Origin of the sequence: Paenibacillus sp. HWE-109 (assembly GCF_022163125.1) — a bacterium.
Classification (GTDB): domain Bacteria; phylum Bacillota; class Bacilli; order Paenibacillales; family NBRC-103111; genus Paenibacillus_E.
The window spans coordinates 5,954,189-5,968,769 of record NZ_CP091881.1; the positions used below are offsets into that span (position 1 = coordinate 5,954,189).

A 14,581-nucleotide genomic window follows, 5' to 3' on the forward strand; every position below is an offset into this window, starting at 1 on the left:
GCATCCCCTACTTAATTAATTCCTTCTCTACAATAGAGGCAAGGTATTTGAGCAGATCATATTTCAGATCTTCCCGCTGCAGCGCATAATCGATGGAAGTTTGGATAAAACCTAACTTCTCCCCCACATCGAATCGCTGGCCTTCAAATTCATATGCATAGACAGATTCAAGCCGATTCAGCTCCGCAATCGCATCTGTCAGTTGGATCTCACCACCGGAACCCGGCCCTTGATGGCTTAAAATATCGAAAATTCTTGGTGTTAGAATATACCGGCCCATGATCGCCAGATTCGAAGGAGCTTCCTCCCGTTTCGGCTTCTCCACTACGTGGTTGACACTGAACAACCGCTTGTTTATTTCGTGACCGTCTACAATGCCATATCGCGACACTTCTTGAAGCGGCACATGCTGCACACCAATGATAGAAGCTTCGAGCTTCTCGTATTGCAGCATCATTTGCTCCAGGCAAGGCTGTTCTGCCCGAACAATGTCGTCACCCAGGAGTACTGCGAAGGGTTCGTTGCCGATAAACTTGCGCGCGCACCAAATGGCATGTCCAAGACCTCTCGGTTCCTTCTGACGGATATAATGAATCTCTACACGGGAAGACTTCTGAACTTCCGTTAGCAATTCGAATTTCTGTTTCTCAAACAGATTCTGCTCCAGTTCAAAGCAATTATCGAAGTGATCCTCGATGGCCCTCTTCCCTTTGCCAGTGACGATAAGAATATCTTCGATGCCAGACTCAATGGCTTCTTCTACAATGAATTGAATCGTAGGCTTGTCGACAATAGGCAGCATTTCTTTGGGCATTGCCTTGGTCGCCGGCAAGAATCGTGTCCCCAGACCCGCTGCGGGAATAATCGCTTTTCTTACTTTCATGTCGTTGCTCCTTTTAGCCAATCGAGACTAGTTTTTTCGGAATCGGAATGACCTTGCTATTGGCTAAATCCAGCAACTGTGTTCGCAAGCTTTCTTTATCCAATGTGGTATAGATCGAAATAATTTCTTTGATCTCTTCCATGTAGAGATTTGCTGTTTTGCCAATATAAATTTTCGGAAACACTTGCTTTCCATCCACTTCATCAGCTTTTAACAGCTCTTCATACAGCTTTTCTCCCGGCCGCATACCCGTAAATTCGATACCTATATCCTCTAAGGAATTCCCGGAAAGCTTGATTAAGTTCTTAGCCAGATCAACAATCTTCACAGGTTCTCCCATGTCGAGCACGAAAATTTCTCCTCCTCTTGCTAGCGCGCCAGCTTGTATAACGAGGCGGGAAGCTTCAGGAATCGTCATAAAGTAACGAATCATATCGGGGTGCGTCACGGAAACAGGACCGCCCTTGACAATTTGCTGCTTGAACCGAGGTATCACGCTGCCACGACTGCCCAGTACATTGCCGAAACGTACAGCCACGAACTTCGTCTTGCTTGTTTTATCCATGTCTTGGATAATCATTTCTGCCATTCTTTTCGTAGCGCCCATTACACTAGTCGGATTGACCGCTTTATCCGTCGATATCATGACGAATGTATCTACCTCATACTGACTTGCAGCCATCGCCACATTCATTGTGCCTATGACATTGTTCTTAAAAGCCTCTTCGGGATTGCGCTCCATCAGCGGCACATGCTTATGGGCAGCGGCATGATAGACGACACTCGGCCGATATTTATTCATAATCGACATCATTTTCTTGACATCCTGCACATCCGCGATTTCTGTCATAAATTCGACTTCTGTCCGTCCGTATGTATCCTTTAATTCCATTTCTATGCTATAAATACTATTCTCACCGTGGCCTAGAAGAATCAACTTCTGAGGATTAAACTTCGTCACCTGCCGACAAATTTCAGAACCAATCGACCCGCCTGCCCCGGTCACCAGCACAACGCGATTGGCGATATACTCCGAGATGCTCTCGATATCCAGCTCAATCGGTTGACGTCCGAGCAAATCCTCCACCTGTACATCCATGAAGTGATTGACAGAAAGCTTGCCTGATACAAGGTCCTCCAGCATCGGAAGCGTTTGTGTTCGCGCTTTGGTCTTCGTACACTCTTGGAAAATCGTGTTTAATTCCTTTTTGCCCAGAGAAGGAATCGCGATAATAATGTGATCGATATTCAGATCTTTTACCGTTTGCTCGATCATCTCGATCCCTCCCTTGACAGGAATGCCTAGAATGTCGAGGCTATGTATATTCACATTGTCATCAATAAAAGCAACAGGTACGAGTTCAGCATCAATGCTTTTAATTAACTGTCTGACCACCATCGTCCCTGCCGAACCCGCACCAACAATCAACGTTCTTTTCTTATTTGCAGATTTATTAATGTAGGTACTCAAAATAAGTCTCCAGCCGAAACGCGACCCGCCGATCAGCAGCGAATGCAGCATCCAGGTCACTGCCAGCAGCCGAAAGTAAATGTCATGTACAATTATTTGCTGCACGAAAGCGACGGTTATGATTGAAAACGTGATCGCTTTGAAAATGATCAACAGCTCCGTTATACTGGCATGTTCCCATGCCTTTTTATAGAGCTTATAGATCAACGAGAAGAGATGATGACTTAGCAGCAGCGTAATTGAGCTTACAACCAGAGGAAGCGACACTAAGTGGAAATCAGCGCTTAACAAAAAGTGACTAACAAAAATCGAAGTTAACACGATAACGGAGTCTATGGCGATGAGCAGCGATAACCGTTGACGATATGACAGAATAATCCACCCTTTCCGTATAGTAAATTCTTTATATAGAACAAAATGTTTAAATTTTTTTACTTTCTGCCTGTCGATTACAAAAAAGGATAAACTGTGACCAAATAACGAACAAAAAACGCGGGAAATTCTTTATAAAGAACAATTCTGTATAGACTCATTCTAGTTCTTTATATCGAACATGTCAACAGCGTAATTGTAAATTTTCCGTGCCAAATAACGGAGAATTGTTCATTATAAAGAATCATCACCATTCGAACAAATACGCACTTTCAGCTGCCTTAAGCATCACGCCGAAATAGGGGGTAAGCATCGCTTACCCCCTAACCAAAACATACGTTCAAGTTAACAACTCCTTGCTCACTTGCACTAATTCTGCACTTGTCAGTATTCGGTTATATAGGAGCAGTGCACAAACCGTTGTATTGCTGTTACTGAGCGTTAGGCCATCAAATTTAAGATGGTTATTTACCACCTTCATCTTGTTAAGCGAACCATTCAGAAACAAGGAAACTTGTTTGCTAGTGGCATCATAGGTTAACTGGATCACATACACCTTCCCATTCACAATAGATGAATCAGCAGTTGCGGCATCATCTCTGACAATGACTGTATTGCCATTAGTACTGTCTGCAACCACCACCTGAGGATGGACATGCAAAGCCCCAACGTTATAAGTGCCTATTACGAATCTTCCCACAATGCTGGCTGGAGGTGTCCCTATCTCGATCGATGCGTTATTCTTATTGCTGCTAAACATATTAGTTGAGAACGTGCCTACATTAATTGCACCCATCACCACGACTGTGAAGGAGCTGCCTATACTTATTCCCAGGTTCGTTATATCGGGATTATTGGCATAGCCTGTGCCCGTGGATTTTAAACCTGCACCTTGCCTGCCTTCGGTTCCATCTGTATTGTATCCGTTAAGAACCAAAGGCATAGCGCCTGCCAAGTCTGTTTGAGTAGAACCTGTATCTTGACTAAAGTCATAGCTATGAAGCAGGCCACTAGTTAATGTTGTACTATTCGGAATTGCGAATGTCATCTTGCTATAGGTTGAGGTCTTTACAATGGATGCATTTAGTGATGTGTCCATGGCAAAGTATTTTAACGTAGTTGTAGCAGTAAGGGGAATCGGAGAGAGATAGACAGAGCTTACAATAGTCGGGGTAGCTCCATTCAATGTATAGTAGATTGTCGCTGCTTTATTCGCAATTAAATTCACGAATACGGTCTGGTTTAAGGCAAACGTCATGCTCTCCGGATATGCTTTGACAACCGGAGCAATCGTATCCGGAGTACCCAGGCTAGCTGTCGTAGCTGAGATTGTGGCTGCAATGGACCTATTAATAGATACATCAAGGCTTACCGCCCGAACTGTATATGTTTTTCCGGCTATTAAACCTGAAATGGTATACGAGCTAACTGCCTTATCAATAAGGCCGGCTACCGCATAATTCGTGCCATCGGAAGAATAAGCAATCTCAGTCATAATCACATTCGCGGATGCCGATGGAATCCATGATACATTAATGGAAACAGATGTGAGTGTCCCTACTTTTAAATTGGTTACAGGGCTGGGGGCATTAGAGGCAGCAGAGGTGAGGACTTGTACGGTTGGGTTATCAATTGAACGATTATTAGAGATGTCAATGGCCGTAATTCGGATCACATACAGCCTGCTGGCGTTAAGTCCTGTTAAATTATATGAAGTCCCAACTACAGAGTCACTAGCAATGGTATAATTCGTTCCATCCGCACTGTAAGCTACTTCATATTTAGCCGTATCGGAAGAGATTGAGTGGATCCAAGTTACTGTTATCGCGCTAGAAGTTACATTCCCGACTTTGAGATTGGTTACCGCGAGTGGCGGAATGATATCATCTATGGTTCCATTGAAGCTGTCATCTTTACTATCGAGAATGCCATTAATGACGTTGTTGAACTGCAGGTGTTTAGGATTTTCTACGATATTGACTACAGCCGTCTGAACCACGTTATTCTTAAAAATGATTGGTGTCTGTGAAGCACGGGAATCCCCTGCGTTAATCGCTTTCATGGCAACGTCCGATTTGAATCTATTTCCATCAAGAATTATACGTTCACTAATGAAGGTCTCCCATGCAAAATCGATCATAGCTCCATTGGCAGTAGCCGTCGTATAGTTAAAAATATTCTGGGCAACTATCATCTCCCCGCCTATATCCGCAAGATTAAAAGCAGGATTTTGTTTGCCAGCAAAAGTACTGTTGCTTACCTGAAGCATGGCAACTTTTTTACCCGAAGTGGTTGTAAATAACGTATACGTATCCCAATCAAACCCGCATCCATCAAATACATATTCTGCTTGAGGATTACTAACGATGGATAATGGACCAGGATTAGAGAACCTGCAACCTGAATACCTGCCTGGCGGCAAGCATGTTATAATATTCTGATCATGTTTGGTGTTGGTAAAAGTAATATTGTTCAGTATCCATCCATTCTTCGTTTCATTAGCCACCCACGTTAAAGCGCTGCCCATAACGCCGCTGCCTTCAATCACACAATCAGAGAAGGTTTGAGGTTCGATAGAGAAACTAAGCGTAGCGCCTAAACCTGCATAAGAGCTGAAGAAATCTTTGTCATTGCTAAACTTACAATTATTAATGCCGACACTATAGGCCTTATCTCTATTTATGTTGAGCACACTATTATGAAATAGACATCCATTTATAAGTATATCTCGATCTCCTGCACTAAGTACGAGTTTAGTGCCATAGAGATGATTATTGGAGAAATTAATTTGTCCGGCAAGCTGGGCACCTACATCTCTTAAATCATTGCCTTCCATAATCACCTTATCCGCACTAATATTAATTGCAAGTGTACCCCCATTAATCGCGTTGTTCGTTATATTAATATGTCTACCTGCGACAGCAATGATATTATAAGATTTATTATCGTGCAGGTTGTTATTCTCTATATAGATGTATTGATTAAAATCATACATATCCTCAATATCTATAGCCCCTTGCGGAGCAGTTCCTTGAATATGGTCAATCTCATTGCCTCTAATATACACATACTTTGCTCCGTTGACTGAGATACCTAACCTTCTGCAATCATGTATATGGCATTTTTCGATGTATACATTCTTGGCAAACTCAACCACTTTCAGCGTGATGGATGTCTGTCCTGCAGCTGGTACCGCACCTTGATGAATAACAATTTTCGCATAGCTTGGCCCTTTAGGGACTTCAACCTCATCATAAAATTGCACGTTCGCTTTGGCTGAATAAAATGTATCATCTTTGTTATAAAAAATGACATCGTACAAGTCAGAGGTTATTCCTGCTCCAAGTCCCCCGTAACTATCGCCATAGAGTCCAAAGTAACCCCACTTGAGGATATTCGCTTGACTTAAGTCGATTTTGACCGAAGATCGAATTCGATTATTATCCGGTTGCAAGGATCCATCTGTGAGGCTGATTCTGCCACTTTCAAATTTCCCATCAAAGGTATAGCCAGCAATCTGTCCGTATAAACTTCCAAGCGAGATCCCATCACCTGTGCAATTCAGAATTTCAAGGTTATCAAGCGTAAGGAACCTAATATTAGAACCAATTACAGGGGTATTATCTACGTAAATCCCATGTCCGCCTTCATGGGTACTTTTAATGGTCGTGTAATCATGAGTATCCTTATCACCTTGAATGATGCCATTTGTAACTCTTGAGAATTGTTGATTTCGTTGAAACATGATGATGGCATAACCCACTAAACCATTGCTCTGGATTTTTAGTGTAGATCCATTTAAGTTTAATGTCATGTAACTTTGAGGCTCAATAGGCGTATTCTCATCAATCAGATATAAGCCTTTTGGAAGTATGGCCTCTGTGTAACCTTGATCAGAAGCAAACTTCAACGCATCGTTGATCCCCTTGCTAGTGTTTAATGCTTCTGTCCCATTATTCTTTATCCCCCAACGATCCAACTCAACTTTGTAATCACCGCCATCTGCCATTATATACACACCTCCATGTTAAAAAGATATTCATTTGAAGGTGCTTATGCTACGAACGTTTGCCTATTCATCTCCGCTAGCGCACTAATTTATGATCTGTAGACTCTATATTTGTTCTTCTCCTTGCATTTATACTTTTCTGCCCAAGCAATAACCAAGAAAGAGGCGATCTTTGTATGACCTCAATCATCCCATAAGATATAAGCATAGTTAAAACAATGCTCGCAACAATAGCTGCAGGATTAGCGAACATATGGCTGGAGACTAGATAGATGAGTTTGAGAACAGCTACATGAATGAGATAAATACCAAAAGAGTTTCGATATATATTCTCCAACAAACGTGATTGAATGATCATTCCTAATTTAATCAATACAAGAATCGTCGCTAAGGAATAGAACAGAACGGTTACTCTAAAGTATCCCATTAAATCAGATTGCTTGTGAATAATTGTACTATAATACGCATCAGCTATAAGCAGGATGGTACATATGACGTAGAGAGTTACAAAAAATACGAATGATTTCGATTTTACAAACTCAAGAAAATTAGCATAATATTTCGCTGCAAACAAGCCTAAATAGAAATAAATAAACCAACTAAAAAAAGCCGACTGTAACAGGGTATTTAGATAACCAATCACACCGCTTGCATGGCTTGACTCACTCAGCAACAGGACCTGATATCCAGCCAGCAGAAAACAAGTCATGAGGAATATGAGTACAACCATCTGCTTATTTAACTCTATTCTCATGATGAGAGGCAAAATAACAAACAGTTGAAACAATAAAGGTATGTAGTACAGCTGATAGAAGGGGCCGCTTCCTGTCAGGAAGATCATGATGATTCCCTTATAATTAATTGAAAATGATAGAAAAAAAAGCAACCCTATTGTAGTCCAAACAATATAGGGTACAATCAGCGCTTTTAGTTTGCTAACGATAAGCCCTGAATAGGTGCTCCTTCTTTGGAAGCTGTGATACGCAAGAATGCCGGAAACGAACAAAAATGCCGGCACACAAAACCGGCTTAATTGATTGATGAGTACGCTTGATAGTCGCGTGAATTGATCTGGATCCGTCTTTGTTAGTGTAATACTAGTGACATGAATGACAATGACGGCTATTACTGCTATGGCTCTGATAAAGTCTAATTCCGGAAATCTGCTTTTATTGATTGGTTCTGTCGCCACATTATCCCCCCATACATTGAACAAAGTAAACTTACATATCCTTTTTTAATCGCAGGGTTCCCCATTTGAACTTCATTTTCCCCAGTAAAGCCAGAAGCAGTCCCTTAAAATAGATGAACTCTTCATTTTTTCTAAATAGGATGTAATAAATAAGATTTATCACAATGATATGAACCATACAGTTCGCGGCAAGTGCATAAACACTGTTTATGTGCTTTAACTGAGAAGTGAGCAAATACGTAATGAGTAATGGAATAAGACCAATAACCAAAAACTTCACATACATTTTGAAATACTCCCTTAGTTTCTTCTCGAAAATGTACTTATACACCATTTTGGGTTTGATCCAGAATATGACCGTCACATTGCTTAATAAGGTACCTAGCAGTACACCTGGCAACCCGATTAATTGAATAAAGATGATGGAAGCAATTAAATTAATGGACGCCTCAACCAACGGCGCGAATCGATCTTGATGATAGATCCCTCCGCCTTCTTTAAACCGCTCGACAGATCCACGCATCAGGAAAAAATAGAAGTTGATCAACAATAATACAATTGTTAAATTATCTAATCTTTGATTGTCTCCCAACCATAGTCTGACGAATTGCTGGATTGTGTTAATCAAAGAAATTGTTGCAAAGGAGACAATCCAAAAACTTAAAAAGAACAGTTTTTTATGGATTTTGTAAATGACATCCTTGCTTCCATCCACCAATAGGTTTCCTACACTCGCTGCAACTCCGGATAAGGAAGTAGAAATAAGCCCCTGCGCGGCACCTACGATCATACTGTAGCTATTGAACACCCCAACAACCGTTAAGTTAATGAAAGACGAAATCACCAGGTTGTCTGTTCCCAGAACTAGAATGCCGCCTATCTTATGTAAAAACAGGGCTTTCACGTTTTTGATCAAAGAGGTTCGTTCCTCTGTCGTAATATGCCCCCGTGTTTTCCTTATCCATGGATACTTTTTGCCTATGTATAGGTTCATAAACAAGTAAAACAAAAAATTGATAATAATTTGAATCCACAAATAGACATATAAGTCAGGAAGAAATTTTAACATCATAAATTGAAGGATAGAAATAAGTAATTTGCTCAACGTAGTCGCAATAGATATCTTATATCCATCTTGCGCTACATTTAAAATGCATAACTTATAAGAGAAAAAGTAGCTGGTCAGTGTGTAGACCAAAAACAAGAGAAAATATAGCTGTGCATCGACGAGGTTGACCTGATCTTTTACAAAGAGATGTAAAAAGAAAGTCATGATTAGGCCTAATCCCAGAATAATAAAACCGACAAACTTATAAAGCTTCGCATAGTAATTTAAATAGCCTTTAACCTTTACATAATCGCCCTCAGCAAACGGCTTATATAAGGAGTAAATAATGGCGCTGCCTATGCCCAATTCCACAATAGACAGGAGTCCGATTATGTTCGTGTATAAAGAGGTTAACCCCAACAGTTCATTCCCCAATGTATCCAGAAATACTTTTCTTAGAATAAATGAAGGGACTAGACCTAATAGAAAGGTCAATAAATTAACAACTACATTGATACTTGCCTTCTTGACTCTCATGTTTAGCTCACCGTCTTTGAGTAGGACTCAATCATTGCATATACTTTCTCAATTTCCCGTTCTGTTCCAAGCTCCTCTTTGGCTAAACGGCTGCGTATTTTATCCTTTAAGGATTGTTCAGACAGCAACTTCTTAATTCCCGTGTATAACGCATTTGCATTCATGTCAACAATCAAACCATTTTCGCCATCGGTTAATTGATTGTGAACGACGGTGAAATTGGTGGCAATGACAGGCTTTTGCAAAATTTTCGCTTCTGCTATGGCTAAACCAAACCCCTCAAATCTGGAAGGCTGCACATAGAGATCACATTGTTTGATAAAGGTATAGGGATTCTGAAAGGTGCCAAGGAAAATGAAATACTCTTCCAGGTGAAGCGATTGTATCGTCTTCACTAACTTCTCCTTCAACTGCCCCTCCCCGATCACATACCACCGAAGCTTAAATCCTTCTTGAATCAGTTTGCTGCAAGCTTCTAAGGCTAGATCGTAACCCTTGGCCTCAACTAACCTGCCTATCGTTAGTACCCTCACTCCGTCAAAATCATCTTGAAACCCACCCTCTTGCTCCGACATAGAAACAATGAGACCTGGGGAGACGATATCATAAACGACGCTCGTTTTTTCTTTGGCTATGGGCATTTCTTCCGTGAATACGTCTTTGTTATAGTCAGAGACAGCGACGACGTGATCGAATTGTCCATAGAATTTTGTATCAAATTCATTGTTATAAGGAGCCATTTTATAATCCGTATTCACCCAACACATTTTTTTGTCAGCCTTCACTTTCTCCGTAACAAAATAGGTCGGTGTACCTTGACTGTACGCAATAGCAACATCGTAATGGCCATCTAAAGGTTCTATCCCTTTGGATAACCATTCCCAACTGATCTGAGCACTGTGCAGCCTCTTGGTTTGAGCCGGAAGTCTTAACGATATTGACCTTCTGACGCTTAGATATAGGTCCTTAAATCTTCTGGCGGTAATTAAGCTCTTGATTCCACCAGACTGTCTTTGGAGAAACGGCGGCACTTCCAGCACATTAACTTCTTTGGGAAGCAAAGGAAGATAGAGTCCCTTCTGTGAAAACAGAAGCAAATCCACTTTGTAATTCTCGTAATCAAATAATGTAAGCAAGGAAAGCAAACTTTTTTCTGCGCCGCCGCTATGTAAGGAATCAATAACGAATAATATCGTTTTCATCTTCGGTCCTCTCATCCTATTTCTGAATGGAAAGTACATCCTGCAAGTATTTCTTAGAGAAGTCGATTTTATCTTGTAAAAGCTTCTTACTTCGCTGAAATTCCATCTTCTTCACGATTTCTTTCAGGCTATAATCTTCAGTTACTAAACGATCCTTGAGCTCTAAATCATCTAACAGATCTCTCATTCTTGTGTTAATAGCTTCGTTCCTGTTCACAATAACGAACGATCTTTCATACAGGATAGAAAAAACAGCGGCATGGAAAGAGTTCGATATAATAAACTGAGCATTTCTCACAAGTGATACGAAAGTTTCAGGACCGTCCAATGTAAAGTATTTGTCTGCATACCTCAACTTGCCTGAATGCAGCGTATAGATCTTATAGCCTTTCTCCTTGGCAACATCCATCGCTATCTTCTTGATCAATGCACTGCTGTCAAAATCATAGATTAGAATATATTTTTCTTGATAGCTTTGATTTCCAATTTGGTCCCAATCTGTTGAGTCTAATAAGAAAACCGGATCTACAACATGATTGGCTTTTGTTATATTTAATCTGCTTAGGATATCCACAGCACTTTTCTCTCTTACGCCTACAGCATCTAACCGTTCTACGCGTTTCTTCACCACGGGCTGATACTCGTCAGAGATGCTGTCTGTGGCAAAACTTGCCGCATAGGCTGCTTTTACTTTTTTATCTGGAACAAAATCCAAATAAAACGCCGGATCCTTGCCATTCTTGTGCAAGCAATTCCATATTTGATCACTGCCACACAAGTAAACATCCGCATCTGGCATATCCTGCTTTAATTCTTCATTGGTTCGATACCTAACATTCGTTATGGGCAAATACTTGGCCGTGAATCTATCAAACGCCCGTTTCTTGGCACGTTCACGAATTCTCGTCGGTATTTTGAGCGTTAAATACAACAATTTGGTTACTGCATTCTTTTCCCACTTAGGATGATTAATACTCCACATATTATAGTGATTGCTTAGATAATCCGGCTTGTAATCAATAATTTCTACATCATGTCCGCATGTTTTGAGATATCTCATTAATCCGTAAGCTTGTAAAGATGCACCATGATTATATACATCATGACAAGTTATCGTACATACCTTCATACCGTCACTTCTTTCATTACAAAATTCGGTTCTGAATGCCCCACTGTGTGATAAATTTTATTAAGCTCATCGGTGTTGCTGTAATCTGTCTTGGCGCAATGGCTTGCCAACCTGTCTCTTAGAACGACATCCTTATACAACCGCTCAATTCCTTCCGCGATACCCTCTACACTTAACTCACAAATAAGGCCTTCCTCCCCATCCTCAATCTGACTGCTGGCTGTTGGATAATTCGTTATCATGACAGGTTTGCCCAATATCTTGGCTTCCGTAACGGTTACAGCCTTGCCTTCATATCGGGAGGGCTGAACGTATAAATCACAGTGCTTCATATAAGGGTAAGGGTTCATTTGCTTGCCTGCGAGGATAAAGTGGTTCTCCAGCTTGTTCTCGGCAATGATTGATTTAAGCTGGTTCTCATACCCGCCATACCCAACGATATACCATTTGATAGCCGTGAGTCCCTTATCGTGCAGCAGCCTCAATGCTTGAACAGCCATATCGAATCCCTTTACATACGACAAACGCCCGACAGAGACGATGGAAAATGTTTCTTCCAAACCTCCATTGATTTGGTGCGGTTCTTCTGCCATTTGCTTAATAAACTTAGGCGATGTTATATTCTCGATTAGCATAATCTTCGATTGCAGCGAAGGGTAAGTCTTGAGAAATGCCTCCGTGCAGGCGTCTGAGATCGAGGCAATCGCATCGAATTTGTTCCAGAGCGCAAGGTCTATCTCATTGTCTATTTCCAATTCGCTGTAATCCGTATGGATCCAAGCCATTTTCTTCGCTGCCTTTACGTTATTCGCAACAATATCATGAGGCCAGGCGTAACTGATGGCTAAATCATATTCTTGGTCTATCTTTGGCAGCACATAAGACGTGAACTTAAGCACAAGCTGCATTTGAATGTAGCCTGAGCCCTCTTTCAGTTTTCGGCGTTTCGCCTTCCAACCTGCCATCAGTTTGCTCGCTAGTCGGATCAGGAAAGCTGAGAAATGCCCCTCTTTGAGACAACTGCGCATTGATTTACGAAAAACCGTGTATGGGGCTTGCTCAGGCAGCACATGAACTTGCTCGGGTATTAAGCTGAGAAAGTCACCGGCATGCTGGCAGATAAACAGATCCACCTCATAATTCTCGTAATCAAAGCTCTCCAGCATGTTAATTAAGCTTCGTTCTATACCGCCAATTTCCATGTCAAAGACCGTAATCAAGATTTTAGGCATATTGGATATAACTCTTTTCTCTTTTATTTAGATACAGCGTATTGGCTGGCACATTCCCTTTCACAACGCTGCCTGCTGCGATTACGGCATTATCGCCAATGATTGTATCCCTAAGAATAACCACATTGGAGCCCACCCAGACATTTTCTCCAATTCTAATTTCTCCTTTGATCAAGTGATCACCCGTGCTGCTTTTATAGTTGTGATCATGATCATTGATACTAACATTAGGCGCAATCTTGGTATGCTTGCCAATAGTGATCTTATACACACAATTAATGTTGCAGTTATCGTTAATGAAAACCTTTTCTGCAATGCGAAGCTCCCCAAAGTGATCTACACGAATACTGGCATTCTTGCGTATAAACACGAACTTCCCGATGTGAATGCTGGCATGCTTGCTGAAGGCTTCAATTCTACTATTCGCTTGGAGTGAGAAGATGGACGATTTAATATTTTTGAAATAAATAAGCTTATTACATCCAGCTCTCAGAATGCCAATCAGATGGGATAGATTCATCAGGATGGTGTAATACAAGCCTCTGCCGCGGCTTTCCGCAATCAGTGTGGTCATTATTTTCCGTAGAATACTTATCATTCGGTTCTCCCAATTGAATTATTTAGCTTAGCAGCTTGCGAATTCTAGCAATATTATGACCACCGATCACTTTCGATGCCAGCAACTTGATATGTCCCTTCCATCGCGCTTTGCGCGGCAGCCAGCTTTTGTAGAAGTGATGCATCGCATACGTCTTGTCAGTTTTGAAGCTCTGGCAGTTAATATAGTCATACGGCGAGAAATATGTTTGTGGATAAAAGGTGCCGAGACCTTTAATTTCCTGATATTTACCATTGGGAATGATACCCATGCCGCCGATGATTTCGGTAATCATGGCGACATTCGTTAAGGAATTAAATGTGCCGTCCGCGAGGAGGAAACTTTTGGTTTGATAGGAATCCATAAAGGCTTGAATGAGCTTATTTTCCTTGGCTGCGCCGATCGTGCTCGTTGCAATGAAATTTTCTTGTTCGAATCCCCAGAAGGAGTCGTGATGAAGCAAATCGTTGAACGATTTGAATACTTCTACATCCGTATCTAAATAAATGCCGCCAAAATGATATAAGGCAAATACCCGCGCATAATCGCTCACAAAGGCATATTTCCCCGCCTCATAGGCTTCTTTAACGTAGGGATTACAGGTATGATCAAAATTGTTCTCATTCCACTCGATGAAACGATAGCCGGGCAAATAACGATACCAACTCGCTATACAGCGTTTAACAATTTCAGGCTTCTCCTGCTTGCCAAACCAACAATAATGAATAATTTTGGGAATTCCCATCGCGCAATCTCCTTCTTTTGACGGCTCACGCCTCAAAAGCTAATATTCTTAATAAAGAACATCCGTTTTCTCCATAGTAGTTCTTTATAAAGAACTTGTCAACGAATTGATACCACAATAGAGAACATTATTAGATAATTTTTCGTAAATACGCCCAAATCGC

At 41.1% G+C, this 14,581-nt stretch carries 10 protein-coding genes; all 10 read right to left on the minus strand.

Annotation, left to right across the window (positions count from 1 at the left end; genetic code table 11):
* Positions 1–7: 7 nt before the first annotated feature.
* The 10 genes from galU to LOZ80_RS25390 all read right to left on the minus strand — a co-directional run bounded on the left by galU (position 8) and on the right by LOZ80_RS25390 (position 14,418).
* A complete protein-coding gene (galU, locus tag LOZ80_RS25345; protein WP_238167275.1) occupies positions 8–883 on the minus strand; it encodes a UTP--glucose-1-phosphate uridylyltransferase GalU in 876 nt (291 codons plus the stop codon).
* 13 nt (positions 884–896) lie between these two features.
* Complete coding sequence (locus LOZ80_RS25350) at positions 897–2,726, minus strand: polysaccharide biosynthesis protein (RefSeq protein ID WP_238173113.1); 1,830 nt, start codon at positions 2,724–2,726, stop codon at positions 897–899.
* Positions 2,727–3,066: 340 nt separating this feature from the next.
* Entirely contained in the window at positions 3,067–6,735 is a 3,669-nt protein-coding gene (locus tag LOZ80_RS25355; protein ID WP_238167276.1) for a fibronectin type III domain-containing protein, read from the minus strand.
* A 76-nt stretch (positions 6,736–6,811) separates the two neighbouring features.
* Positions 6,812–7,927 carry an acyltransferase gene (locus tag LOZ80_RS25360; protein ID WP_238167277.1) on the minus strand — a complete coding sequence of 372 codons (1,116 nt, stop codon included), beginning with the start codon at positions 7,925–7,927 and terminating at the stop codon, positions 6,812–6,814.
* A gap of 31 nt (positions 7,928–7,958) precedes the next feature.
* Positions 7,959–9,512 carry a lipopolysaccharide biosynthesis protein gene (locus LOZ80_RS25365; RefSeq protein WP_238167278.1) on the minus strand — a complete coding sequence of 518 codons (1,554 nt, stop codon included), beginning with the start codon at positions 9,510–9,512 and terminating at the stop codon, positions 7,959–7,961.
* 2 nt (positions 9,513–9,514) lie between these two features.
* Complete coding sequence (locus LOZ80_RS25370) at positions 9,515–10,714, minus strand: glycosyltransferase (RefSeq protein ID WP_238167279.1); 1,200 nt, start codon at positions 10,712–10,714, stop codon at positions 9,515–9,517.
* 16 nt (positions 10,715–10,730) lie between these two features.
* The gene (locus tag LOZ80_RS25375) at positions 10,731–11,843 is read right to left on the minus strand and encodes a polysaccharide pyruvyl transferase family protein (RefSeq protein WP_238167280.1); all 1,113 of its coding nucleotides are present in this window, start codon (positions 11,841–11,843) and stop codon (positions 10,731–10,733) included.
* Positions 11,840–13,075: a glycosyltransferase gene (locus LOZ80_RS25380; RefSeq protein ID WP_238167281.1), complete on the minus strand. Its 1,236-nt coding sequence runs from the start codon at positions 13,073–13,075 to the stop codon at positions 11,840–11,842. Before LOZ80_RS25380 ends, LOZ80_RS25375 begins: the two co-directional genes overlap by 4 nt.
* On the minus strand, positions 13,068–13,673 hold the full coding sequence (locus tag LOZ80_RS25385; protein ID WP_238167282.1) for an acyltransferase: 606 nt from the start codon (positions 13,671–13,673) through the stop codon (positions 13,068–13,070). Before LOZ80_RS25385 ends, LOZ80_RS25380 begins: the two co-directional genes overlap by 8 nt.
* A gap of 22 nt (positions 13,674–13,695) precedes the next feature.
* Positions 13,696–14,418 (minus strand): glycosyltransferase family 32 protein, encoded by a 723-nt coding sequence (locus LOZ80_RS25390; protein WP_238167283.1) that lies wholly within the window; start codon positions 14,416–14,418, stop codon positions 13,696–13,698.
* Positions 14,419–14,581 lie beyond the last annotated feature (163 nt).

What these genes read in the sequence shown, in the direction of transcription:
- galU (WP_238167275.1), bottom strand. Translation starts at nt 883, where the DNA reads ATGAAAGTAAGAAAAGCGATTATTCCCGCAGCGGGTCTGGGGACACGA.
- LOZ80_RS25355 (WP_238167276.1), bottom strand. Translation starts at nt 6,735, where the DNA reads ATGGCAGATGGCGGTGATTACAAAGTTGAGTTGGATCGTTGGGGGATA.
- LOZ80_RS25365 (WP_238167278.1), bottom strand. Translation starts at nt 9,512, where the DNA reads ATGAGAGTCAAGAAGGCAAGTATCAATGTAGTTGTTAATTTATTGACC.
- LOZ80_RS25370 (WP_238167279.1), bottom strand. Translation starts at nt 10,714, where the DNA reads ATGAAAACGATATTATTCGTTATTGATTCCTTACATAGCGGCGGCGCA.
- LOZ80_RS25375 (WP_238167280.1), bottom strand. Translation starts at nt 11,843, where the DNA reads ATGAAGGTATGTACGATAACTTGTCATGATGTATATAATCATGGTGCA.
- LOZ80_RS25380 (WP_238167281.1), bottom strand. Translation starts at nt 13,075, where the DNA reads ATGCCTAAAATCTTGATTACGGTCTTTGACATGGAAATTGGCGGTATA.
- LOZ80_RS25385 (WP_238167282.1), bottom strand. Translation starts at nt 13,673, where the DNA reads ATGATAAGTATTCTACGGAAAATAATGACCACACTGATTGCGGAAAGC.
- LOZ80_RS25390 (WP_238167283.1), bottom strand. Translation starts at nt 14,418, where the DNA reads ATGGGAATTCCCAAAATTATTCATTATTGTTGGTTTGGCAAGCAGGAG.